17 protein-coding genes (1 of these 17 running past the window's edge) are annotated in these 24,253 nt (G+C 54.9%); 3 read left to right on the top strand and 14 right to left on the bottom strand.

All coding sequences use genetic code 11. From position 1 onward, the window contains the following. The first annotated feature begins 8 nt into the window (after positions 1-8). Both prmB and RMR24_RS11850 read left to right on the top strand, forming a co-directional pair. Positions 9-905, top strand: coding sequence for a 50S ribosomal protein L3 N(5)-glutamine methyltransferase (gene prmB / locus RMR24_RS11855; protein WP_310615282.1), 897 nt, complete (start codon positions 9-11; stop codon positions 903-905). After that, on the top strand, positions 902-2,971 hold the full coding sequence (locus RMR24_RS11850; RefSeq protein WP_310615281.1) for an ATP-binding cassette domain-containing protein: 2,070 nt from the start codon (positions 902-904) through the stop codon (positions 2,969-2,971). The genes prmB and RMR24_RS11850 overlap by 4 nt, the downstream gene beginning before the upstream one ends. On the opposite strand, the gene RMR24_RS11845 is transcribed toward RMR24_RS11850, so the two are convergent. From RMR24_RS11845 to RMR24_RS11815, 7 genes are all read right to left on the bottom strand, one after another. Continuing rightward, positions 2,968-3,771, bottom strand: coding sequence for a hypothetical protein (locus RMR24_RS11845; RefSeq protein ID WP_310615280.1), 804 nt, complete (start codon positions 3,769-3,771; stop codon positions 2,968-2,970). The two genes, RMR24_RS11850 and RMR24_RS11845, sit on opposite strands and share 4 nt — an antisense overlap. Further along, positions 3,765-4,280 (bottom strand): hypothetical protein, encoded by a 516-nt coding sequence (locus tag RMR24_RS11840; protein ID WP_310615279.1) that lies wholly within the window; start codon positions 4,278-4,280, stop codon positions 3,765-3,767. Before RMR24_RS11840 ends, RMR24_RS11845 begins: the two co-directional genes overlap by 7 nt. A gap of 533 nt (positions 4,281-4,813) precedes the next feature. Next, a complete protein-coding gene (locus RMR24_RS11835; RefSeq protein ID WP_310615278.1) occupies positions 4,814-5,002 on the bottom strand; it encodes a hypothetical protein in 189 nt (62 codons plus the stop codon). A gap of 62 nt (positions 5,003-5,064) precedes the next feature. Then, positions 5,065-6,060, bottom strand: a complete 996-nt coding sequence (locus tag RMR24_RS11830; protein ID WP_310615354.1) for a ShlB/FhaC/HecB family hemolysin secretion/activation protein — start codon at positions 6,058-6,060, stop codon at positions 5,065-5,067. A gap of 9 nt (positions 6,061-6,069) precedes the next feature. Beyond that, a complete protein-coding gene (locus RMR24_RS11825; RefSeq protein WP_310615277.1) occupies positions 6,070-6,399 on the bottom strand; it encodes a hypothetical protein in 330 nt (109 codons plus the stop codon). 95 nt (positions 6,400-6,494) lie between these two features. Next, positions 6,495-6,947, bottom strand: coding sequence for a POTRA domain-containing protein (locus RMR24_RS11820; protein ID WP_310615276.1), 453 nt, complete (start codon positions 6,945-6,947; stop codon positions 6,495-6,497). Between the two features lie 68 nt (positions 6,948-7,015). Next, positions 7,016-7,489: a hypothetical protein gene (locus tag RMR24_RS11815; RefSeq protein ID WP_310615275.1), complete on the bottom strand. Its 474-nt coding sequence runs from the start codon at positions 7,487-7,489 to the stop codon at positions 7,016-7,018. A gap of 80 nt (positions 7,490-7,569) precedes the next feature. Between RMR24_RS11815 and RMR24_RS11810 the strand changes: the two genes are divergently transcribed. Next, complete coding sequence (locus RMR24_RS11810; protein ID WP_310615274.1) at positions 7,570-7,851, top strand: tetratricopeptide repeat protein; 282 nt, start codon at positions 7,570-7,572, stop codon at positions 7,849-7,851. Between the two features lie 196 nt (positions 7,852-8,047). Here the strand turns inward: RMR24_RS11810 and RMR24_RS11805 are convergent, their stop codons facing one another. From RMR24_RS11805 to RMR24_RS11775, 7 genes are all read right to left on the bottom strand, one after another. Then, positions 8,048-9,859: a ShlB/FhaC/HecB family hemolysin secretion/activation protein gene (locus RMR24_RS11805; protein WP_310615273.1), complete on the bottom strand. Its 1,812-nt coding sequence runs from the start codon at positions 9,857-9,859 to the stop codon at positions 8,048-8,050. A 97-nt stretch (positions 9,860-9,956) separates the two neighbouring features. Then, positions 9,957-10,301, bottom strand: coding sequence for a POTRA domain-containing protein (locus RMR24_RS11800; protein ID WP_310615272.1), 345 nt, complete (start codon positions 10,299-10,301; stop codon positions 9,957-9,959). Between the two features lie 93 nt (positions 10,302-10,394). Then, on the bottom strand, positions 10,395-11,636 hold the full coding sequence (locus RMR24_RS11795; protein WP_310615271.1) for a glycosyltransferase: 1,242 nt from the start codon (positions 11,634-11,636) through the stop codon (positions 10,395-10,397). Then, the gene (locus RMR24_RS11790; RefSeq protein WP_310615270.1) at positions 11,633-13,012 is read right to left on the bottom strand and encodes a TolC family outer membrane protein; all 1,380 of its coding nucleotides are present in this window, start codon (positions 13,010-13,012) and stop codon (positions 11,633-11,635) included. The genes RMR24_RS11795 and RMR24_RS11790 overlap by 4 nt, the downstream gene beginning before the upstream one ends. A gap of 10 nt (positions 13,013-13,022) precedes the next feature. Then, positions 13,023-14,330: an HlyD family type I secretion periplasmic adaptor subunit gene (locus RMR24_RS11785; protein ID WP_310615269.1), complete on the bottom strand. Its 1,308-nt coding sequence runs from the start codon at positions 14,328-14,330 to the stop codon at positions 13,023-13,025. A gap of 8 nt (positions 14,331-14,338) precedes the next feature. Beyond that, positions 14,339-16,303 (bottom strand): ATP-binding cassette domain-containing protein, encoded by a 1,965-nt coding sequence (locus RMR24_RS11780; protein ID WP_310615268.1) that lies wholly within the window; start codon positions 16,301-16,303, stop codon positions 14,339-14,341. Between the two features lie 2 nt (positions 16,304-16,305). Continuing rightward, positions 16,306-24,253, bottom strand: partial view of a M10 family metallopeptidase C-terminal domain-containing protein gene (locus RMR24_RS11775; protein ID WP_310615267.1) — the 3' end only. It continues 24,206 nt past the right edge of the window; the window shows 7,948 of its 32,154 coding nt (coding positions 24,207-32,154); the start codon falls outside the window, past its right edge; the stop codon is at positions 16,306-16,308.

Below are 24,253 nucleotides of genomic sequence, written 5' to 3'. Positions count from 1 at the left end.
ACCCATCCATGACACTCAGCGCGCTCATTGCACAGAGCGCGCAGCAGCTTGACGCTGCCCACACTGCAGGCAACTTGAGCTTTGGCCACGGCACCACCAACGCCGCCGACGAAGCCGCATGGCTGGTGCTGTGGAAACTGGGTTTGCCGCTAGACACTGATGTGTCAGACGAGGTGCACAACCTCGAGCTGCCCGCCACCCAAGTGGCCAGCGTGCAAGCCTTCATCGAACACCGCATAGCCAGCCGCAAGCCTGCGGCTTACCTCACGCAAGAGGCGTGGTTGCAAGGCGTGTCGTTTTATATCGACGAGCGTGCCATCGTGCCGCGCTCGCTCATTGCCGAGGTGTTGGCCGAAGGCAGCATCGACCCTTGGCTTGACCCCAACACCACGCGCGTGCTCGACCTGTGCACGGGCAACGGCAGCCTTGGCATCTTGGCAGCGCTGGCTTTTCCCGACATCACGGTGCTTGGGCTTGACTTGTCCAAAGATGCTTTGGCTGTGGCCAACATCAACATCGAGCGTCACGGCCTTGAAGGCCGCATGACGTTGGCCGAATCGGATGGTTTGGCTAAGGCCGATGGTGTGTTTGACCTCATCTTGTGCAACCCACCTTATGTGAACGCACAAAGCATGTCCGAACTTCCCGCCGAATTCAAAGCCGAGCCCGCGCTCGCTCTGGCTGGTGGCGATGACGGCATGGACTTTATTCGCCAAATGCTGCGCGACGCCCCAGCACACATGAGCGAGCACGCGGTTTTGGTTCTAGAAATTGGCCACGAACGCGATTACTTTGAAGCAGCCTTCTCCAACATAGATGTCGTGTGGCTATCGACCAGTGCTGGTGACGACCAGGTCTTACTCCTCACACGCCAGGCGATTGTCGAAGGCGCACATAAAAAATGATCACGATTAAAAATGTCACCTTGCGCCGCAGTGCCAAGGTGTTGCTCGAAGGCGCCACCGTCACCCTCAACCCCGGTGAAAAAGTAGGCTTGGTGGGCCGCAACGGCGCAGGCAAATCGTCGCTGTTTGCGTTGCTCAACGGCAACTTGCAAGAAGACACAGGCGAGTTTTACATTCCCACGCAGTGGCGCATGGGCCAAGTGTCTCAAGACATGCCCGAGACCGAGCAGAGTGCCACCGAGTTCGTGATTGAAGGCGATACCGTCTTGAACGACGCACGCGCCGAAGTTGCCGCCGCAGAAACCACCGAAGACGGCGAACGCTTGGGTAACGCCTACATGGCGCTGTACGACGCGGGCGAGCACGATGCGCAGTCACGCGCACAAGCGCTCATCTTGGGGCTGGGCTTTAAAACGACTGAGCTCGACAACCCTGTGAACAGCTTCTCAGGCGGTTGGCGCATGCGTTTGCAATTGGCGCGTGCGCTGATGTGCCCGTCTGATTTGCTGTTGCTGGATGAACCCACCAACCACTTGGACTTGGACGCTTTAGTGTGGCTCGAAGCCTGGCTGAAGCGCTACGAAGGCACTATGGTTGTTATCAGCCATGACCGAGAATTTTTGGATGCGGTGACCAACGTCACCCTGCACATCGACGCAGGCAAATTGGTGCGTTACGGCGGCAACTACAGCAAGTTTGAAGACATGCGTGCCGAGCAAATGGAGCTGCAACAAAACGCCTTCTCAAAGCAGCAAGACAAGATCGCGCATTTGCAAAAGTTCATTGCACGCTTCAAGGCCAAGGCCAGCAAAGCCAAGCAAGCGCAAAGCCGTGTCAAGGCTTTGGACCGCATGGAAAAAATTGCGCCGTTGCTGGCAGATGCCGACTTCAGCTTCGAGTTCAAAGAACCCGCCAACTTACCCAACCCCATGCTGAGCATGCAAGGTGTGAGCGTGGGCTACCCAGCACCTGCCGATGCGCCTGCGGGCACACCGCCCACCGTCATTGTGCAAAACGTCAGCCGCTCGGTGCTGGCGGGTCAGCGCATTGGTATCTTGGGTGCCAACGGCCAAGGTAAATCTACGCTGGTGAAAACCATTGCGCGTGACTTGGGCGCTTTGGGCGGTGAAGTGACCGAGGGCAAAGGCCTGAACATCGGCTACTTTGCCCAGCAAGAACTCGACGTGTTGCACCCCGCAGACAACCCGCTCGACCACATGATTGCGTTGGCGAAAAAACTCACCATCGACGGCAAATTGGCCGGCCAAGCCACACGCGAGCAAGACTTGCGCAGCTTCTTGGGGCAGTTCAACTTTGGCGGCGATATGGTCAAGCAAGCCGTAGGCAGCATGAGCGGTGGCGAAAAAGCCCGCTTGGTGCTGTGCATGTTGGTGTGGCAACGCCCCAACCTCTTGCTGATGGACGAGCCTACCAACCACTTGGACTTAGCGACCCGCGAAGCACTGAGCATGGCGCTGAACGAATTTGAAGGCACCGTGATGCTGGTCAGCCATGACCGTGCGTTGTTGCGTGCCGTGTGTGACGAGTTCTGGATGGTGTCACGCGGTGGCGTCGAGCCCTTTGACGGCGACTTGGACGACTACCAACGCTACCTGCTGGACGAAGGCAAACGCTTGCGCGCCGAAGCTGTGGCAGCTGCGAATGCAGCGACGCTCAAGCCTGCTGTTGCTGCGCCTGCGGTTGAAGTGGTGGCACCAGTTGTGCAAGCTGCGGCGCACGTAGTGAACACGAATTCGCCTGCGGCGAAGGCAGCTGCACCTATTGCTTCGCGTGACCAACGCAAAGAAGACGCTCAGCTGCGCAAAGACATCAACGAGAAAAAACGCCCGTTGAAAAAAGAGATGGAGGCCGTCGAGAAATCAATGGCCACACTCGAGTCTGAAAAAACCGCGTTGCACGACAAACTCGCCACGCCCCTGCCCCCTGCTGACATTGCCGAAGCAGGCAAACGCCTTAAAGCGGTAGAAGACGAACTGGCTTCGCTTGAGTTGCGCTGGCTTGAGCTGACGGAAGCGATGGATGCGATTGAAAGCGCGATGGCTTAATTCATTGAAGTGAAGCGCGCACTGAACTGCGCGCTGCACCACATGATGGCAGGGAACGAACACAGCCACGCCCAGAAGAATCGGTTCAGGCCAAAGAACCAAAACACCAAGAAGTGAAAGAACGCCGCCACGGCGCAAAACACCGCCGCCAGTCGTGGGTCAAGCAGGCTCACGGGAAACAAGATTTCCCACACGACAAAGCCCCACGAGCCCATCATGGCCAGCCACTTGTTGCGCAGCGGGTGCTTGGCAGACAGCGGCCCGTAAATAGCGCCATTCAAGAAGATGGTCATGGCCGAACCATTGCGCCACTCAGGGCGCAGCAGCTTCACCGCCCCTGACATGAAATATGACGTGATGGACTGAATGGCGATGTACCAAAAGCACGCTTGCCAACCCATTTGCGCATGACTCAACGCACCAACAACTTGCGAGATGAGCAAGCCCATCAGCACCACCAAGGTCATGAAGTCGCTGCCACCGTTGAAGGCCCCGCGCCAACGAACAAGGATGAGCAAATTACCCACAAACAAAAAACCAATCAATGGCAAGGATGCGCCCTGCACTGCCAGAACCACAGCCGCAGTCAAGCGCAGCCACAGGTGCAACTGATGCATGCGCGGCTTGAACAGCACATCCAGCAAAGCACGCACAGGTGCGTTGGGAATATCTGCCCGCTGCAACTGCCAAGACCAAAACGCATCGTCTGCGGTGTACTTGCTCAAGCGCAAATACTCAAGCGTTTGAATGAGCAAGCTCAATGCAAACAACATTTCAGTGGCGCGAATGGCTGTCAACATGCGGCCTCCACCGGCGACGTCATCATCACTTGCGTGTCCACATGGGCATGGCGGCCATCGAGCACCATGCGCAGCTCAAACTGACTGTGCGTGAAGTTCACATCACGCGCGCGCAGCACTTGGTCGGTCAGGCGTTGCATCATTTGGTAACTCACCAAACCACGCGGATCTTCGCCCTCAGGCAAGTCGTGCAAGTCGGCCCAAAAGTGATCAAACATGTTTTGTTGGGCCAGGCCAATGTTGGTGTCGGGGTTGTGCACCAAGTGGCTTAGGCGGCGAACACGGCGTGGGTAAATCAACACCCAGTCAGACCATTGCAATTCACCCGAGGCCAGCTGCACTGCAGAGCGTGCATACAGGTGAGGCACATAGCCCACCGCGTGAAAAAACTTCCAGTTTGGAAAAAATGCGCGTAGCAAAAACAGCCACGGCCCTTTGATGATGGGGGTCTTGATGACAAGCGTGGCGATGAGTGCCAAGAAATACAAAACGAAAAGGACTTCGGTCATGGCGAAATTCTAGGGGCCAGCCACAGGCTTTACTTGCTAGCTGGCTTTTCGTTGATCACCATCAGCGTCTCCACGCCGCCAATCCCCACTTTGAGCTGTAGTGGGAACGCACCCGGTGGCACGACGGTCGCCACAAAGGTTTTGGTGCTTGCTTCATAACCAAAAGCCCCGTCAGCTTAAGAACTGACGGGGCTTTAAGTATTTAAATTTGCTAAGAGTTATTCTTTATGGGTGTAGACGTAGTAGCCGCCAACCGCAACAACAATGCAAAAACCAAACAGGAAATAGGCAAGCGGCGTCATGTATTTCTCCGAATTAAAAGCATTGTCGTGAATGTTATCACCGCGGATGAGAGCAGTCCAATCTCTTCATAGATTGTCACACTGTGTGGCCTTGCGATGCCAATGCTAAATCCAACAATTGAAGACGCAGCCAATGTGCCAAGTAATCTTGCAATGTCGTCAATTTGTTTTTCGTTGAACTTCATTCAGAAATTCTAGTTCTGCATATTTGATTATTTATAACTAATTTAGCTAGAAAGGCACCGTAACTTGCAGCCAAAAACGGTTGCGGTCGCGCGTGCCGTCTTGGTCGTTGCCGGTTTGGGTGGGGTTGGGGTTTTGCCCGCTCTTACGCGCCCAAGTGGCTTTGAAGTTCACCCCATCGTCGTTGGTGTAACCCATGCTGGCGCCAAAACCTTGGTAGGTGTTTGGGTTATGCATGGGGCCGCCGGGGAAGTTGGGGTCGTGCTGCAGCCAGACTTGGCCCCAGTCATAGAAGGTGGCTAGGCTGATACCCGATTCCAGCTGATGCCGCAGCTCAAGGTGCCGCCTGTGTTGGGGCCATTTTTGTCGGTTTGTTGGCTCAGCGAGCCGTCTAGGTTGATATGGCCATTGGTCAGCTGCGCCGAGTAGGTGCCCGTGCCGCCGCCCGGGTTGAGGTCGCGGTAAAAGCCCGAGACCTGCGCGGCCAAGACTTGGGCTTGGTAGTCATACATCAGCAAGCCTTGGGCCGAGGTGTTTTGAAACTTCTTGGTGTCCGCTGTGAGGGTGACGGTGGCGCTGCGGTCATCCGCACGCAGCAACGGGTAAACCCACTCCATGCCTTGGGTGATAGCTCGGCCAACGGCACCCACCATGCCCTGCTCGCCCACCACCACTTCGTAGTTCATGACCGATGTATTGAGTCCGACGCGCCAGCCATCGGTGCCAACGGGCAGGCTGTATGCCAAGCGGGCGTAGTCGCTGCCACGGGTATGCACGGCCACGACGTTGAGCATGTCGGCCAAGTCGTTGGGATTGAACCAAGTCAGGCTGGCCATGACGCGCATGAAGCCGGTGGAGCGCGAGCCGGCGTTGTCCACGGTCAGCTCAGCCTGACGGGTGCGGCCTTGGTACAACTTAAGCAATAGTTCGGTCTCACCCGCGTCGCGGCCTTGGCGCAGCGAGCCCTGGGCGCTCATGCCGGGCAAGTCGTTGGCCAGCGCCAAAGCGCGGTCCAGCGACTGGGTGTTCAAAGGCTGGCCGGTGGGTTGCTGGGCTTGGATGATGGCTTCGACATGGGCTTGGGTGTTGGGCAGGTCGGCCAGCTCTTGCTCGATCTCGACTTTGGAGAACACCGATTCGATCACGTCAACCGTCAAAACCCCGTCAGTCAGGTCTTGCGGCGGCAGGATGGCGCGGGCCAAGTAGTTGTTTTTGCGGTAGTACTGCTCGACCACCATGCCGATTTCGAGCATTTGCTCGTAGGTCATGGGGGTGTTGATGAAGGGCTCGACGATGCCTTTGAGCTACATGTCGCCCAAAATGGTGACGCCGGTGAACTGAATATTTTTGAGGCTAATCAGCGCTTTGGCGGCTTCTTCAACCTCTTGCTGCTCCAGCATTTTGTCCATGGCGGCATCGACCAAACCGCGTGGTCGGGCGCTTTTGGGCTTTGCATAGGGTGTGCCGGTGATGGTTTGAGCCCACTCGATCACGGGCAGATCGGTTTTTGCCTCAATCGCGCGCAGCACGGTACCTGCGTCTTTGGGCAACAAGGGGTCGTAGATTTCTAACGACCCGGCCAACAGACACAGGAACGCAATCGCGGCAATGATTCGCGATCTGCTTAACTTCACAAAATGAGTACTAAAACAACCATAAGGGTTGTCTCATTGCAAGATTTGTGCCTTACAACTTTATTGACGGTTTTTCTGGGGGATTTGGGGGCTACTTATTGGCCCGGTCTGCTGGGAGGAATGCTCTCTATCACTTGCACTGTCAGCTCTGCACGGCTCAGGTCTTGGCGCGGGATATAGGCCTGCATCACCCAACCGGCTTGACGGTAGGCCTCGGACACAGCGTGGGTCAGCTGCTGCAGGTCAGGCTGCTTCAAAGGTCGATTGGCAAACGGCACGGCCACCGCTTGCAGCTGACCCGTGGTCAAGAGCTGGTTGCCCATGAATTTGAAGCGCTGCGCGGTGACCACCGTGGTGTCGTTCATCACCTGTTCAGGCGGCAAAGATGCCCGCTGCGGCTGGATACGCTGCATTTGGCTTTGCTTGAACATTTGCTCGCTTTGACGCATCAACGCCCCCGCGTCAGGCATGGTTTGCGCTCCAGCGCTGGGGCCTAGCAACAGGGCTAAAGTGGCTAGAGCAGCTAAATTGGATTGGCTTGAGCGCATAAAAACTCCAAAAATTCGAGCGTCTGGGACAGCCTGAGCATAGCGTGGGCTGGCTTGAGGCCTTTGAATTACTCAGCCAACGCTTTCTTCTTAAACGCCTCAGGCAAATTGCATTCAGCCAACTCGGCTTCCAATTGGGCGTCGCCCATGATGTAGTCGCGCCGTTTGGCGTAGTTGTCTTTCATGCGCTGGCTGTAGACCTCGGACACATGGGCCACCGAACGGTTGACGGTTTTCATGGTGTCTTTGCTCTTTAAGCCACGCTTTTTGTCTATCTCGCGCTCGTTGGCTTCGGACAACACCATGTAGTGCTGAGCCAAGCTCTCGAAATCTTTGGCCCCCTGAATTTGTCCTTTGCGCTGCAAAAGCGCCGACACATTGAGCTGCAATGCAGCGCAGCGGTTGTACAAATATGACAAGCGGGTGCCGTCGCGATAGGCATGGTATTGGGCCCGAACCTCATCAAACGTGGAGAGCTCAGCCGCATGAGTTGGCAGCGCACACATCAGCAACGGCAGGGCTAGGAGGATAGAACTCTTCATATTTGTAACTTGTACTGTCAATTTTATGCTGGCACAAATTATGCATTGATAGAAAACATATAGATTTTCAGGAGCACAACATGTCAAACCATCACTTATCAGGCGCCAAGTTGACCAGTTTCACCTTGCAAGAACTCACGCAAGCAGCAGATATGTTGCAAGCCGCGGGTCAATACCAAGAGGCCATCGACTTATACCGCCAGTGGCTCAAGCACGGAAATGACGATTGCAAACATGTGGCTTGGTTCAACTTCGGTTGGCTGCTGCAAAAGCAAAACAAGTTCGATGAGGCTGCCAGCGCCTACAACGAGTTGACCGACAACTACGCAAACTACTTGTCTGGCAATACAGCAATGGCTTGATCCGCTAGCTACTCCGTCAATCCAAAAGGCAGGTCCAGTTTTTATCTTGACCTGCCTTTCAGGCGTTTTTGTTTTTCTTAGTCCTGCCAATTATTTACATAAGATAAATCGTATGGCTATGAAAATGGTCAAAAAAAATGCCATCAAACTTTACAGTGTTGATGGCAGCTTTGAATTCCTTAAGACTTCACTTCAATCAGAAGCGTGACTCCATGGACATCCATAAACGGTTGCGGTCGTAATGCCCGTCGTGTCCGCGCGGCATTGCTGCCGTGTTGACTTCGTTACCCAATCGGTGTGCCCAAGTACCCTTGAGCGTGATGCCTGAATCAAGCTTGGTCGCCAAGCTCAAGCCATAACCATGAAGAATTGCAGAGTTCACAGCGGGCGCGCCTGCTGCGCTGCCGTTGTGCCATGGGCGAACATGACCCCAGTCATAGAACTCTGACAAGGTGGTACCCGCGGTGAGCTTGTGCCTGAACTCAAGCGTCGCCAACTCGCCATCACTGCCCATGCCCTCGCCAACGCCATAGGCACGAACACCCATAGGGCCACCCAGGTAGATCTTTTCGGAACCATCCAGGTTTTTGTTAGCGCGTTGGATCGTCAAGCCGCCATAAACAGAGTTGATGCCGCTCAAAGGTTGGAGAATCGTGCCGTTGAAGCGCAGCTTAGAAAATGCACCGTATGTTTTCTCTCCACTCAGATCTGCAGCTTGGTTTGGCGAACCGTTCATGTCCACGTTGCCACTCGAGTAGATCGCGTCATAGGTCACCACAGCACCACCGGGAGCCATTTCGCGCTCAATGCCCTTGAACTCGATGCCCATCACCTTGGTGTCATAGTAGGCAGAATCCGCAAAGTTGATGGCTGTGGTGTTCAAACTCTTCACGTTGTAGTGCAGGCCAAGGGTGCTGACTTCACCCGGGTTGTTGACCAAGTCATACGCCAGAAGAAGGCTCTTTTTGACGGCATCTCCACCCACATTGACTGCGGTTTGTAGGCCATTGACCACGTCGTAGTTGAAAGTTGAAACACTCGCACCCAGCTTGAGTCCTTCAAGACCAGTAGCCCACTCGTAGGCAACATGCATGAAGTGACTTCCTTGTGATTTCAACCCTTGTAAAGAGAGCTTGTCGTCGCGCAGCAAGGCGTTGTTCCATACCAGCCCTGCCCCAACTCGACCTCGGCCCGTTGCGCCATAGCCATAGTTGTCCACCGAGAGTTCGTACTGACGTGAGCTCTTTGCGTAGCGCTTCAGAATGAACTCAGTCTCTTGCTCCTGCGTCAGCTTCTCATCCAGTTTTGGCTCAGGCATAGGGATCGAAGGAGACATTTCCGCGAACCTTGTCGCCACACTGGCGTCCTCACGAACTTCCAGCTTGGCCACGTTTGAGACAGGAATAGGAGCCGGACTAGTAGGCACATCAACCTTCGGCGCCTCCAGCTTGAGCTCTGCAGGCTTGGGCGCTGCAACAGCAATTGCCGTCAAATCCTTGTCGAGTTGAGCCTGCTTGACCTTGGTCTCGATCACACCGATCTTGACCAAGCCATCGCGGGTCAACGAACCCACCAAAGTGGCACGTGCAACGAGGTTGTGGTCTTTGTAAAACTTAGAAACTTTGGCAGGAATCGCGAATGCCTGCTCGACGGTGAGCTCTTGGCCCACAAACTCACTGACGACCCCATTGAGCTCGTCGTGGCTGAAAGCGGTCACGCCATCAAACTTGATCTCGCGGATCGTGAGCTTGACATCTGCAGGCTTCATAACCTCAGCAACTGGCAGCTTGCGGACCACCTGGGCGGGTACGACCGCAGCGGCCACCGTCGGCTCTGCTGGCTTTTGTGCTTCTTCAACAACTTCTTCCTCATCCTCCTGCGGACTCGATGCTGCCTCTTGAGGCATCACGATTGCGACAGGCACGCTGGGCTCATACAGGACATCAAACGCGAAGTAAATGCCTGTGCTTGCTGCGACAAAAGTCAGAAGTGTTAAAAATTTATTCATGTGTCAGGACTCAGTACGGCAAGGACTTAGCACGCCCCATGCCAGAGCGCGTGACGGTAGATCGACACGAGCGCGTTTTTCTGTAGCGTCAAGTGGCTCAGCGGCTTGGCTTAGCCTCGATCACCTGCACAACCAAGCGGCCATAGGCAAAGGATTGGTCTGGGATATAGGCTTGCACCCTGTAACCTGAATCTCTGTAAGCACGTGTCACCGCAGCGCTGACCGAAGATAGCTTTTCAACCATGAGTCGCTTGCCCACGTAACTTTTGACGGCAACTTGCAGCTTGTCCGTCGGCATTAACTCGTTGCCTTGGATCGTGATGCTGTCAACTTTGATGCTGAAGTCGTCCGTCCAACGCAACCTTGGGTAGTACTCAATAGGAAAGGCTTCCAACGATTTCACTTCGCGCGCCGAAAAGGTATCTTGGGTGTTGCTGAGCATGCTGCCCGCGTCTGGTGAAAACCCATTTGCGCTTGAAGCCATGTGAGCGGCGGCTAATGATAGAAAAACCAACGAATTAGAAAGTTTCATAAATTAGCTCCGAACATGAGATAAGAATTCAACCCATCTCACCAGCTTAGGCAAGCAAATTGAGTGCAGGTCGTAATAGAACTGGATCTTTTGCCTTGCTTCGCGACCCAGCCGCTTGCGCAAATCGGGATCGTCTAGCAGCTTGACGATGCTGTTGTGAAGTTGTTCTTGGTCAAAAAATGGCGTGATCAAACCGTGCTTGTCGTGTTCGATGAACTCTTTGACGGGGTCTGTGTCACTGCCCACAATCGCACACCCAACGCTCATCGCCTCCAGCAAACTCCAGCTGGCAACAAATGGGTAGGTCAGGTAAACGTGCACTCTGCTGACCTGCAGCAGGCTCACAAAATGGCTGTGCGCCAGATGCCCGACGAAATGAACACGCGCCCAATCTTTGTCGTCGATCTGAGACCGAACCTCATCAATGAACACCTGTTTCCAAGTTGTTTTACCAGCGGGAGGCTTGCCATAGCTCACGCTGTCGCCACCCACGATGATCACTTGGGCGTTGGGGCGATCTTGCAGCAGCTTAGGCAGCGTTCGCATGAACACGTGATAGCCGCGGTAGGGCTCAAGGTTACGGTTCGCAAAGGTAATGACTTCGTCGGAACGACTCAGTATTTGGCCTGAAGGAAGTTGGTAAGTAGCCAACTCATTAGGCGCGATGACTTTGGTGTCAATCCCGTCATGCATCACCTTGATCTTGCCCCTGAAAGGCCATGGGTAGGTATCTGCCTGAAAGTTGGTGGGAGAAATCGCTGAATCAGCAACGTCAAAGTGCATGACGTTGTTCACATTTTTCAGGCGAAGTCGGCATGAATCGCCTGGATCACTGTTTGCAAACTCGGGGTCAAACCCCACATCGTTGCCCTTTTCTGTGTAGTTCAGTTCGCAGTAAAGCCCCAACTTGGTGGTCGGCCAAACGTCCTTGATAAACAGGCTCTCCCCCCAACCCGGGTGTGCCACCACAACATCGGGCACAAAGCCTTGTGCCTTCAACTCCAAACACTTTCTGAAAACAGATTCAGCTCGGATGATCTTGGTTTCTAAGTCCAGCGCCCATGGATGAACGCCTTGGGCTGTGCCCTTTGCAGGCTGGTACGTGTGAATATGCACACCGAACCATTCAGCTGGCGCCTCTTTTTTGAGAACCAAGGCATGGACATCGTGCCCTTCCTTCACCAACGCAGGTGCGAGGTGAACAAATTGCCCTGGGAAATTTTGGTGAAGAAATAGAATTTTCATCGGACTAACAACTCATCACCGACAAGTTCTTTGATTGCTTTGTTGATGGACTGGACAGGCAACTCGAACTTGCCTTCATCCAAGTTGATGGTGTTGATGTCCAACTTGCCCAAAGCACTGAGCAATCGGTAGCTGCCCATCCTGGCGTCAATGATCGCGTTGACCTTGTTGGCCAACAAGCCAAAGTGCTCGACCTCAGAGTCCAGAACCGCCAAAGCGGTTTCTTTGCCAGCGTCTCGCAGCTTTTTACGTCCGCGCATCACACCTTGAGAGCTCTTGACTGCTGTCTCCAACAATTCAAGACGCTCCATGCCCTTCTTGTATTGGTTCCACGCCACACGCACAGACTCTTTGGTCTTGTTGTTGACGTTCTTTTCTTTCTCAGCGCTCTCGCGGTAGTCGTAGGCAGCGGCTTGGGCACGGCTCACGGTCTCGCGTCCTGAGAACAAGTTCCAGCTCATCTTGACCAACACCGAGTCCTCGTCCTTGCGATAGAGCTGGCCTGCATCGGATTCACGGTTACGGGTTCCGACCAAGTCGATGTTGGGCATGAAGCCAGCGCTTTCCATACGGATCAAGCGGTAAGAGCGCTCTGTGGCGAGTCGCGCAGCCAATAACCTTGGGTTGTTTTCCTCAGCGTCTTCGATGGCTGAATCGATCGTGGCAGGCATCCTGGTTTTGATGATGTCGACATCTTGGAACAGCTTCATGTCTGGCGTCTTGCCAAACACTTGCTCGTACGAAGAAATGGCATCACGCATGCCCTGCTCGTAAAGAACGCGGCGCTCGCGCACGATTTGAAGGCGCGTGGCAGCTTGAAGCTCATCAACAATCAAACCACCGCCCCGCTCCACACGCATTTTTTCCATGTCGAGTTGGCGCTTGGTCGTCTCTTCGTTGATCTCGCTCAAGCTGATGAGCATCTGATTCTTTAAGACGTTCAAGTAAGCCGTGACAGCCTCTAACAACACCTCTTGCGAGGTGGCGCTACGGTCTGAGTCCTTCATCTCGCGCTCAATCTTGGCCACTGAAGTCGTGGCCAAGGTACGCCCGCCGTTGAAGAGGTTTTGCGTCACGGTGACGCTTTTCTTTTTGCGGTTCAAGTCAGTTGCTTGTGGCGTCGGACTTGGCGCACCACTGGCGTAAGGGGTGGTTGTGATCTTTTCTGGACCCCCTTCGGCTGCCACATCAACCTTCGGATACCAGCCAGCTTTGGCTGCTATTTCACGCTTTTCAGCGGCTGTTACCGCAAATGAGGTGGCCCGCAACATCGGGTGGGTGTCTCGCAAGAAGATCAACTCAGACTGCAAATCTGCCGCAAATAACGGCGAGGCACTCAGTGTGGCGATAGCTATGCAAATAACATTTTTTTTCATCATCAGTGCCTTAAATTTCTTTAAAAGCATCCGCTTTTAATTTCAATACCGGTTTCAAAAGTGCCCACATGATGGACTGCGTGTCCACCTTGATATCAACCTCACCCACCATGCCTGGGGTGATCGGAAACTGTCCCTGCTTGTCGCCAAGCCATGACTTATCCGTGCTGACAATCACGCGGTAAAACTGTTCATCGTTGCGGCCCAAATCGGTGTCGGCGGCAATCCCTGTGACCGTGCCCTCAAGTCCGCCGTAGCGCAGGTAGTCATAGGTCGAGATCTTGACCAGCGCGTTTTGCATCATGTTGATGTACCCACGGTCCGCTGGGCTGAGCTTGACTTCAATCACCAGCTGGTCTTTGAGCGGCACCACTTCCATGATCGGCTCACCGGGCTTCACCACGTTACCCGCGGTTTGAAACCTGACGTTCTTCACCACACCATCAATCGGCGCGCGAATCACAGAGCGATCCTCTTGGTCATTGGCGCGGCTCAGCTCTTCTGACAAGCTGGCCATTTTTCGTTCCATATCGCCGGCTTCATTGGCCGCTTCTCGGTTGAAGCGGGCCTCTTCTTGTTGGCGTCGGGCCATGGACTCATTGATACCGGCCTGAAGTCCTGTCATCGACTGTCGCAAAGAAAGGATCTCGCCACTCAGCCTTTCGTAATTGGACTGACGCTGGAAGTGCTCCAGTTGCGAGGTCAGTTTGTCCTTCACCAGATCGGCTGAAATCGCCACCTCTTGCTTAGAAATTTTGAAACTCGCTTCAAGCGCCACCAAGCGCTCACGCGACTCAGCCAGCTTCTGACGGTTCTGCGTCACCACGTTGTCAAACGCCTGCAACGAGTTACGACGCTCATCTCGTTTGCTTTGAAAGCTATTTTTTTCTACTTCAATCAGGTTCGGAAACTTAGCCGCCAGCTCTTCCGGCCACACCGGCTCAGCCCCTAAAGAATCTGCTTCCAAACGGATCTTGGCCAGCTTGAGAGACGCCATACGCGCATTCATCTCGCCACTGTTGATGCCGCTGGTGGCAAGGTCTAGGTACACCAACGCGTCCCCAGCCTTCACCTCTTGGTTCTCGCGAACCACGATGTCTTTGATAATCCCGCCCTCTAAATGCTGGATCACTTTGACCTTGTCATAAGGAATGACCTTGCCTGGCGCCGTGACCACACGGTCAACTCGGCCAATCAAGGTCCATAAAAATATAACCAAAAAGAGTACAAGCAGGCGACGTTGCGTCACCCGCCATCGAGGCTCCCCCAGGTCCTCAAGGACCCGATCTAACGAGATATGTTGTGCGTTTTTTGACATGTCCTACATCACTTAGCAACATTCATACCGAGTTTGGGGAGCATCTCAGCCGCTGGCCCAGCGGCCACCAACTTGCCTTTGTTCATAACCAAGATGCCATTGCATTGGGTCAACAAGAACGGGCTGTGCGTGACCACGATCACCGTGTGATCCTTGGCCAACTCTTTCAGAGTTTGGACAAAACGCTGCTCAGAGTCACGGTCTAACTCAGCGGTGGGCTCGTCGAGCAACAACACGGGTGGATCATTCAGCAAGGCCTGAGCAATCGCGATGCGCTTGGTCTGACCGGCGGAGAAACGTTGAGCCCCCTCACCCACCTGCGTGGCATAGCCATCGGGCAAGTCGATGATGAAGGCGTGCGCACACGAACGCTCGGCAGCGTGGATGATTTGCTCATCGGTTGCATCGGGGTTCGCCAGCGCAATGTTGTCGCGAATCGAGGTCGACAACAGTTGGTTGGTTTGTGACAGGTAGCCAATGCGTTTCGCCAATTCGCTTTGTGAGAACTGATGCAGGTCGGCGCCATCGATCAGCACACGGCCTTCGGTGGGCGGATACAGGCCACGCAGGATTTTCAGCAACGTGGTTTTGCCACTGCCGTTTGCACCCACGATGGCGTGTAGGCCAAAAGGGCCAATCTCGCCAGAGATGGGTTGCAGCAACAGGTTCTCAGCTTGTGGGTACTTGAATGTCACCTCTTCAAGGCGCATCACGCCCTTCGGACGCGGCAAAGAGATGACGCTTTCAGTGCGGTCTTCTTGAATAGAGAACAGCGTGTCCAAACGCTTCTTGGCCGCACGGAACTGGCCAAACGTGCGCCATTGACCCACCAACTGAACCAAAGGAGACACCATGCGACCGGCCAACATATTGGTCGCGATCAATGCGCCCATGCTGATGAGCTGGTTCAAAATCGCCAGCGCGCCGATGCTTGTGGTCAGCACAGAGTTGGCCGTTGTCATGGCGTGAGCGAGTTCACGGTAATGGTCGGCCTCGCGGCTGCGTGCCAAGGACTCGTTCATCCAGCGGGCGTAATAGTCTTCCCAACGGCGACGGACCGACTCGTTGGCCCCCAGCGACTTCAAGCTCAATCGCACAGATGCCAACTCATTCAGCACCATGTCGCGGCTCACCAGCTGTTCGCGTTCGGTTTCTGTCGCGCCACGTGTGGCCTGGCCTGATCGCCAAGCCAAGGCAATGAATGCGGCAATCGTCACCAGGGCCACGGGCAGCAAAGGCAACGCCAAAATAGCCAACACCACCAGCGACAGCACCATGAATGGCAAGTCAATCAGCAACATCGCGGTAGCACCAGAGCAGGTGGCTCGGACAATCTCGATGTCACGGTAAACCGCTTGCCAAAACCCGGCCGAACGCCCTTCCAGGGCCAAGGTGGGCATGTTCAACATGCGGTGCAAGGTTTCGCGCGCGATTTGCACCTCAACACGCGCACCAATGCGTTGCAGCAACATCGAACGGCCTGCACGAAAGAAATGGTCCATCACGATGGCAATGGCCATGCCAATGACCAACGCAGCCAAGGTGGAATAGCCCGCATGGCCCACCACATGGTCGTACACTTGCATCGAAAAGACCGCAGCACACAAGCCCAAGATGTTGATGGCCAGCGACAACGCCAATGCCTGGCGATAGGCCGATCGGTACGGCCACAACAGCTCACGCAACCAGTCTTGCTGGGCTTGGGCATCGGGCAGTGTTTGCAATTTTTGGTCTGACTTGGGGTCTGGATCGGCAATGAAATGCCAGCCCCATTTCGCCCCCTTGCGAGCCTCATCACTGATCACGCCGATGGCTTCGCCCACCGCTTGTTTTTTAGACTGAAGGGATTCCTTGTCTAGGTGCGCCCATGCGCGCGTCGCACCTGTGCCCGTGAGTTGGCGCAGCCACTCAAGGCCAAGCCATGAGCGTGCACTGCCCTTCTCGTCGGAGCTTCCAAAGAATTCCTTTTTCATAATTAGCTGAGATGTCTGGAAGCCGCATCGATGCCATCAGAGATGGCAACGTACAAGTTGTCACCACCGTGTTGATAGACAGAGAAACTGTGGCCGCTGTAACCCGTGACATTCACTGAGTCTCCAGTCGCAGTCCATCCGCCACCGGTGAGGTTGACCACATCGCCTGCGTTGTTCGTTCCCGAACCTTCGACGACCAGGACATGTCCTTTCTGATAGTTTGTGTTTTGAATTGCCGTATTGGTCTCCCCTGTAATCGACAGCACATCGATATGGTTTAGCGTCAAGGTCTGATTTCCTGCGCCGAGTTTGAAAATCTCGACGTTTTCAACCAAATCGTTGCGGATGTTGGTGAAGTCCATGGCAACGCCAGAAGTGAATTCCAAAGTATCCACACCGGTGCCGCCGTCGATCTTGAAGAAGGTGCTGTCAGCCACTGTCATCAAGTCGTTACCAGCACCGCCCATCAAGACATCCCAGCCGCCGTTGCCGACCAAGGTGTCGTTGCCGGCGTTACCAATCAGACGGTCTGCCGCATGGATGTTGTCGGGCGTGGACGTGGCATTGGCTGTGAGCAACTCGCCGCCTGTGCCTGCAATGGTCTTCACCGCAATGTTGCTGTCGCCTGTGAGCGCCACATTGCCGTAGAAGATTTGCATGTTGGTGCTGTTGGTCAGCACGGCATCGGACAAGCCGTCACCGTTCAAGTCGCCCACAGATGACCAGAAGCCAGAACCAAAGTTGCCTGGCGTTGACGACCAGTTGACGTTCGAGTTCGAGGTGTAACCATCGTCACCCGAGCCGGTGCGGAGCAGTTGGATGCCGTAGTCTTGCATCTCGAGCAAGTTGAAATCAGCCCAACCGCCGGTACGACCAAAGATCAAGTAAGACGAACCTTGTGCGTTGGGTGCCGCGTTGCTGGCTTCGTTGTCGGCAGGTGCTTGAATGATGAAGTCGTTCAGACCGTCACCGTTCATGTCACCCACGCCGACCACACTGCCTGCACCTGCATGCTCCAAGTCCACACCACCCGTGATGCGGAAGCCCTTGCCGCTCGCAGCCAAGTTCGCCAAGCTCAAGTCTTGGCCGTTGGCCAAGCTGTTACCACCGAACACCACATAGGCGCCGCCGTTGTCTTTGTAGTTGTAGTCCGATGGATCACGCGAACTGCCGTAGCCAGAGATCAGCAAGTCGTCAAAGCCGTCACCGTTGATGTCGCCCAGCTTATTGAACTCGCCGTTGATCAAATAGTTCGTCTCAGGCGTGATCTGAGTTACAGCAGGTTTGTTGCTAGCCGCTGTGCTGCTCGTCCAGCTGGTTGGAGCCGACCAGCTACCGTTTTGGCCAAACACCAAGAAGTTGCTGTCATACGCAGAATCGTATTTGTAACCACCGCCCAGAGGATCCGTGTAATAGCCGGCTTGATTTCGGACCGAGAGCATCATGTCTTGGAATCCGTCACCGTTGACGTCACCCACCGAGGTGATGCGGTCAAAGGCTTCGTTGCCAGACACCGTGGTAATTGCGGTGCCAAGTGCCACCGAAATACCCAAACTGCTGCTGGCATTGTTAAAGCCCGCACCCACATTGGCTTGACCAAAGTACAGCTGGCCTGTGCCGCCATTCATGAAGTCGTCGTAGCCGTCACCGTTCACGTCGCCCATGCCCGCAGGACGCCAGCCCGAACTCAAGTTGCTACCAGAGGTGCCTACGTACACAGCATCAGCGGTTGTGGAACTGGTGTTGTAGGTGTATGTCGCATTCATGCCTGGAATGTCAGTGGCCGTTGGTGGTGTGTACGCACCATGAGCACTGATACCTTCCAGGGCTGAGTATGAATATGGATACGGCAAATTGTCGTAGCCGTATGTAGTTGGCAATGCATTGGCCTGGCCAGATGCATCTGTGGCATTGCTAGACAACGTTGTCGTTGTCACGCCACCCGACACGCGGTCGACCAAAGTTTGATTACCGCCCAAGAACAAGTACTGACGGCCTTCAGATGACGTGCTCCAACGATCTGAACTCAAAGAACCACCATCGTATGAATTTACGTAATAAGTCGACCCATTTGTTGAAATACTGCGTGTCGAGTTGTAATTGGTTGACGAATCGTCACCCTGGGTAAACGTCATGGTGTTGCTTGCCGAACTAGCACCCACCATAAGATCTGACTTGCCGTCGCCGTTGTAGTCGCCCAATGCCCCCAAAGAGCTACCAAAGCCTTCCCCGGCAGAGGCATTACTTGTCAGGCGAACGTAGGCGGCGTTGGCAGACGATGGGTCTTGCGTGCTGTCAATCTGTAAGCTACCTAAGCCACCGGCTTGACCGTAAACGATGTAAACATCACCCGTGCTGTATGTGTCGCTGCCCAAACTGGTGTAGGAATAATATGTCCTGGATCCGCCCGTGGGTGTGTAATCGTAATAGCCTCGGTCCCAACGATAGGTCGTGGTCGTGGTGGTACCCGCATCAGACATCGCGAAGTCCATGAACCCGTCGTGGTTCACGTCACCCACAGCCACCAAATAGCTGTTGTTGGCCAAATCAAAATTACGCGAGTTGGAGAAGGTGATGGTGTCCACGCGGATGGATGGTGAATAAATAACTTGGTCGTTGCCAGCGCCACCATTGATCGTGTCTGCACCTGTACCCGGCACAAAGCTGTCGTTGTTGCCCGCACCTGTCAACGTGTCATTGCCCGTGCCACCGTTGTAGGTGGTACCCGAGCCAGTCGCTGTTGCGTTAATCACATGATCAAGAGCGACACCGCTGACACGCAAGCGCACGCCATCTTGGCTGTAAATCCGATCGGTGCTGTTCAGAACTTCGGCTGTCCACTTGGTGAAGTCTTCCAACTTCACTTCATCAGAGCTGTTCAACTTCAACCACAACTGCTCTGAGCTGCTCGACATATTGCGCACGCTGTTGAGGTCAAACGTCAGTGTGTCAGCCGTGCTGTTGCCACTGGCATCAATCACTTCGATGCCATCAAACTTGGGCAGGCTGTCGTGAACAAAGTCAGTGCTGCTGCTCGCCACCAAGGTGTCCACACCAGTTCCGCCGTCCACAAAGCTATCTGCTTTGTCCAGCACGATGCGGTCATCGCCTGCACCTGCGTACAGGGCATCGACGTCGGCGCCACCATCTAAGGTGTCATTGCCAGCGCCTGCGTCTAACCAGTCGCTGCCTGACCCGCCCAAGACGATGTCATTGCCGTCACCTCCGTAGAGCTTGTCGTCGCCCGCACCCGCATCGATGCTGTCGTTACCAGCCCCTGCAAAGAACACATCGTCTCCCGATGAGCCCACCAAGGTATCGGCCAGCGATGTAGCCAAAACTTGCTCAATGCTTGACAAACTGTCGGTGCCATCAGCCACCGCTACACCGGTGGCCAAGTTAACGGACACCGCACTCGTCAAAGCGCTGTAGTCCACCAAGTCGTCACCACCGCCACCCACCAGGGTGTCGTCGCCGGCATCGCTCAGCAAAGTGTCGTTGCCCAAGCCACCCACAAGGCTGTCGTGCCCGCCCAAGCCGGTGATAAGGTCAGCACCGGCTGTGCCAGTGATGGTGTCACCCGAAGACGTGCCTACCAAACGCACTTTAGCCTCGGCAGACACACGAACGGTCATGCTGGTGCCAGCTGTTGCGTCAACCGTGCCTGTCGATGTCCAGGTGTGATAGATGTTTCCACCGCTTGCAACATCACTTGCCACAGTCCAACCGGCACTGCTGCCGCTCATTACGGCTAAGTCAATCACGTCTTGCGCGTCTGCCAATACGGTCACGGTACTGCCGCTTGCGGCCATGTGGTGCACGGTAGCTGCCAAATCGAGGGTAAGTGCGGTGCCGCTGCCACCACGCATGTCCAACACCTCAAAGCCGGTCCAGTTGGTGGCGGTAGCCGTGACCATGTTGACTGTCTCATCGCGAATCCACAAGGTGTCGGTGCCTGTGCCACCCGCTACGCTGGTATCAATAGCGTCGTAGACGACGACATCATTGCCAGCTCCAGCCAAGATGGTGTCAGCACCTGCGCCACCGTCAAACCAGTTGGCATTGGTATCACCAACGCCAACGCTGATGTTGTCAGCTGAGCTACTGCCCAACACGCTCTCAATGCTGTAGAGCTTGTCGTCGCCAGTATTGGCAGAGCTCGCAGTCCCCAAGGCATCGCCATTGAGCACCACAGTCACGCCCGAGGTGGCATCCGAGAAGTCGGCCAAGTCATTGCCAAAGCCACCCACCAGGGTGTCATCGCCCAAACCGCCTTGCAGCCAATCGTTGCCCAAGCCACCTTCAATGCGGTTGGCCAAGCTAGAGCCGATCAACCAGTCATCGCCGGCGCCGGTTTTGACCCACTCAATCGTGCTCAGGCCACCGCCGGCTTCCGCCAGCGTATCAACCACAGAGGTGTTGTTGGCAGTCAAGACTGCCGTGTGCGAGGCCACACCGTTGTAGCGAGTGGCAGAGAGGTTCACACGCACAGCACCGAGTTGGTCAGCGTAGTCCAACATGCTGCTGATGCCGTTAGTAAGAGTGACGCCGTAGACCAAGTCGTTGTCGGCAGAGATGGTTTCAGCCACCGTCGCGCTGCCACGTAACACGTCGGTACTGACGTTCTCGTGCACGTAGACGTAGGCCGTACTGGCTGCACCAGTGCTGACGTACTTCTTGTAACTGGCTTCGTCCGTCACGGCCTCGGCCCAAGTTACACCCGCTTCTGTTTTGAACAACACGCTGTCGCCTTGTTCGCCTTCGATATGCAACTTATGGTTGCTATCGGTCATGGCCAAAACTTTGGTGGCATTCAACACCAAGGTGTTTCCCACACCACTGGCGTTGGCACTCAGGTCTACCGCTTCGATGTTCGAAAGCACCACGCGGTTGCTAGCCGTCAAGTCGGTGTTGACATAGCGTGTGTACAAGGTGTCGTACCCACGGCCGCCGTCAACCAAGGAGTCGTTCAGATCCAGGAAGAACACGTCGTTATCAGTTCCGCCACTGGTGCTGACGGGACCATCGCCGTACAAGGCGTCAATGCCTTCGCCACCATAAATGGTGTCATCACCGGCGCTACCCACCAAGGTGTTGGCATAGGACGAACCGATCAAGATGTCGTTGGAAGAACCGCCAATGACGTTTTCGATCTGGTAAATGGCATCCGTCGAGTACAAACCATCAACGGCCGTGTGAGCCACCAAGGTGGTAGCACCCACGATCACGTCAACATCGCCAATGTTGGCGCGGACCGAGTAAGTGGAACCGCTGTAGTCCACGGCGTCCACGTTGTTTGCCAGTTCATAAGCAAAGTCCGCGGCAGACATCGCCATGTTGGTGAAGCCATAAATGGTGTCGTTGCCTGGGCCACCCACCAAGGTGTCGTTGCCCCAACCACCTTCTAGGTAGTCGTTGCCGTCACCGCCTAAGAGCGAGTCGTTGCCGTAGTCACCATACAAGTAGTCGTCACCCGAGCCACCATCCAGCGTGTCGTTACCGTCAGCTGAGTTGTAGAAATCGCCATGACCGCGGATCCAGTCGGTGCCATCGCCACCGCGCAAACTATCGGCACCTGAACCGCCTTGGATGTTGTCGTTACCTAGACCGCCGTCCATGGTGTCATCACCATTTTCAGCGTTACTGAATGACGTGGAGTAATAGTCGCTGAGGTTCAGCAGCCAACCAGAAATTTGTCCTAACCAGTCATCACCATCGCCACCGATCAAGCTGTCGTTGCCGTCTCCGCCAAAAATCGTGTCGTTGCCTGTACCGCCATCAATGGTGTCACCGATATCGGTGATGTAGGTACTCGTCGAAGTGTTTCCTGAAAGGTCGCTACCCACCAAGTAGTCACGACCATCGCCACCCCAAATCTTGTCTGCACCTGAGCCACCCACAACCGTGTCGTTGCCTGCCCAAGCTTGCAAGGAGTCGTTATCGGCTTGACCATAAATTTGGTCATCTCCGTATCCGCCGTCTAAGGTGTCGCTGCCAGCGCCGCCGTCCAATAGGTCGTTACCTTCCAAGCCTTGCACGGAGTCGTTGCCGCTGCCGGTGTAAATCGTGTTGCTATAGCTGTCACCCACCACGGTGTCATTACCTGCATAGGTGGTGACGTTTTCAATGCCAAACAACACATCTAAGGTTCCGCCTGCAGAGTCTTGGCCTAAGCCGTCACGCAAGTTGACACTCAAATGGTCGGTGATGGCGCTGTAGTCGCTGTAGTCCACCGTGTCGGAGCCTGCGCCACCGATGAGGGTGTCAAGGCCTGCGCCGCCTGTCAGTCGGTCATCGCCTGCACCGCCTTCAATGCGGTCGGCAGCTGAGGAGCCTGTGATGCTGTCATTGCCTGAGCCTGCATGCACCCAATCGATATTGCTAACGGTGTCTTCAATACCGGCTGACACCGTGGCTTTGCCAGTGCCTAAGTTGATCGTCGCATTGAACGACATATCGGCATAGTCAAGCATCGACAACGCACCCACCACTGTGGACCCACTCAGGGTTGCAGCGGCTGTGTAGTTGCTAGGACGCAGTGCACCTTTCAACGAGCCGCTGTCGCCGCCCATTTGAATGACATCGTCAACCCAAACAGTGACAGCGCTCGAACCAGAACCGGAGGTGTATGACGTTGCGCCAGCAAAGCTGGTGCCTTTGCTCCAGCTATCTGTGGAAGAGAGGATCACACTGTCACCCAGATCACCATGGATACGAAGCGTATTGGTGTCACTCATACTTGCCACCACAGCTTTACTCAGAGAGATGCTATTGCCAACGCCTGCGCCGGCACCTGCATAACCCAAGTCAATGACTTCAATACTCCTCACGTTGGCGAGATTGGCCGCGCTCACATTGGCATCAGACACCACCAAGGTATCGCGGTCATTGGTGAGCGTCACATTCACGGTGACGGCATGCGAGACAAGGTTGGTATCTATGTAGGTGCCCGTATAGGCGCCATTGGCGTAGGTCCATGCGCCACTCATGTTCAAGGTGTCTTCATTGCCCATCAATACGCTCAGCGTTCCAGCGGTACTCATGTTGTACACATTGGCTTCGTTCAGTTTGACAAGCTGCGCGCTTGCTGCACCCAGTTTGAGAACTTCGATGTTCGTGATGGTGGGCAATGTGCCAGTTGTGAAGTCCACCGAGCTGGTATTGACGAGCAACGTGTCTGTTCCGATTCCGCCAACAACCGAGTGATCAGCCGCATCAAACACCAAGGTGTCTCCGTGCGTACCTGCATACAAGATATCCGCGCCACTGCCACCATCAATCTTTGATGGTTCGGCATCCGTGATGCTTGAGCTGCCGACCGTGGCATTACCAATAGTTGTTGCACCCGCAACTGAAGCGGTGAAGTGCAGACCATCGTAGTCAAACGTACCTGAACTGATGTTGAGGCCGTTCACCAAATTGGTTTCTTGCAAGCCCGTGCTGTTGGCGTTGAATGTGACGCCATTGATCGTCAGACTAGCAGCACTTCCTGCGCCACCGATCGAGAAGTTTTGAACATCTGCAACGCTAGCATAAGTCACCAAACTAGACGTACTAGCGGTGAAATCGATACCAGAGATGCTGAACGTTGCTTTAGTGCCGTTCGCGTAGGTTGAATAATCAAATGGATTGCCCCAAACCTCACCTGGAATTAAACTTAAAGGTGTCACTCCTGGGTTAACAGCAGCAAAGCTCACGGATGAACCGCTAGTCGAGAGAACCAGCTGCGCACTCGTGCCGCTGGTACCTTGTGTGAAAGTGCTGACATGGGTGCCAATGCCAATTGATAAAGCACCCTCTTGGGCAGCCTCAAACAAGACACCGCCCACTGTGATCTGAGCCTTGGTTCCGGAACCGACGGTGCCAGTGCCTGCGACATAGCTGCTTGGCACAAAATGACCTGCGTCTGATTGGCTTAACCAGTAGTCACCCACCTGTGTAGTGAGTGTG

Origin of the sequence: Limnohabitans sp. (assembly GCF_031539105.1) — a bacterium.
Taxonomy (GTDB): domain Bacteria; phylum Pseudomonadota; class Gammaproteobacteria; order Burkholderiales; family Burkholderiaceae_C; genus Limnohabitans.
The sequence above is the reverse complement of the archived record's forward strand: the minus strand, read 5'-3'. Positions and strand labels throughout refer to the sequence as shown.

Bases quoted from the DNA above. Each gene is read 5' to 3' on its own strand.
- prmB (WP_310615282.1), top strand. From the start codon at position 9: ATGACACTCAGCGCGCTCATTGCACAGAGCGCGCAGCAGCTTGACGCT.
- RMR24_RS11850 (WP_310615281.1), top strand. From the start codon at position 902: ATGATCACGATTAAAAATGTCACCTTGCGCCGCAGTGCCAAGGTGTTG.
- RMR24_RS11845 (WP_310615280.1), bottom strand. From the start codon at position 3,771: ATGTTGACAGCCATTCGCGCCACTGAAATGTTGTTTGCATTGAGCTTG.
- RMR24_RS11840 (WP_310615279.1), bottom strand. From the start codon at position 4,280: ATGACCGAAGTCCTTTTCGTTTTGTATTTCTTGGCACTCATCGCCACG.
- RMR24_RS11835 (WP_310615278.1), bottom strand. From the start codon at position 5,002: ATGCATAACCCAAACACCTACCAAGGTTTTGGCGCCAGCATGGGTTAC.
- RMR24_RS11820 (WP_310615276.1), bottom strand. From the start codon at position 6,947: ATGCGCTCAAGCCAATCCAATTTAGCTGCTCTAGCCACTTTAGCCCTG.
- RMR24_RS11815 (WP_310615275.1), bottom strand. From the start codon at position 7,489: ATGAAGAGTTCTATCCTCCTAGCCCTGCCGTTGCTGATGTGTGCGCTG.
- RMR24_RS11810 (WP_310615274.1), top strand. From the start codon at position 7,570: ATGTCAAACCATCACTTATCAGGCGCCAAGTTGACCAGTTTCACCTTG.
- RMR24_RS11805 (WP_310615273.1), bottom strand. From the start codon at position 9,859: ATGAATAAATTTTTAACACTTCTGACTTTTGTCGCAGCAAGCACAGGC.
- RMR24_RS11800 (WP_310615272.1), bottom strand. From the start codon at position 10,301: ATGCTCAGCAACACCCAAGATACCTTTTCGGCGCGCGAAGTGAAATCG.
- RMR24_RS11795 (WP_310615271.1), bottom strand. From the start codon at position 11,636: ATGAAAATTCTATTTCTTCACCAAAATTTCCCAGGGCAATTTGTTCAC.
- RMR24_RS11790 (WP_310615270.1), bottom strand. From the start codon at position 13,012: ATGAAAAAAAATGTTATTTGCATAGCTATCGCCACACTGAGTGCCTCG.
- RMR24_RS11785 (WP_310615269.1), bottom strand. From the start codon at position 14,330: ATGTCAAAAAACGCACAACATATCTCGTTAGATCGGGTCCTTGAGGAC.
- RMR24_RS11780 (WP_310615268.1), bottom strand. From the start codon at position 16,303: ATGAAAAAGGAATTCTTTGGAAGCTCCGACGAGAAGGGCAGTGCACGC.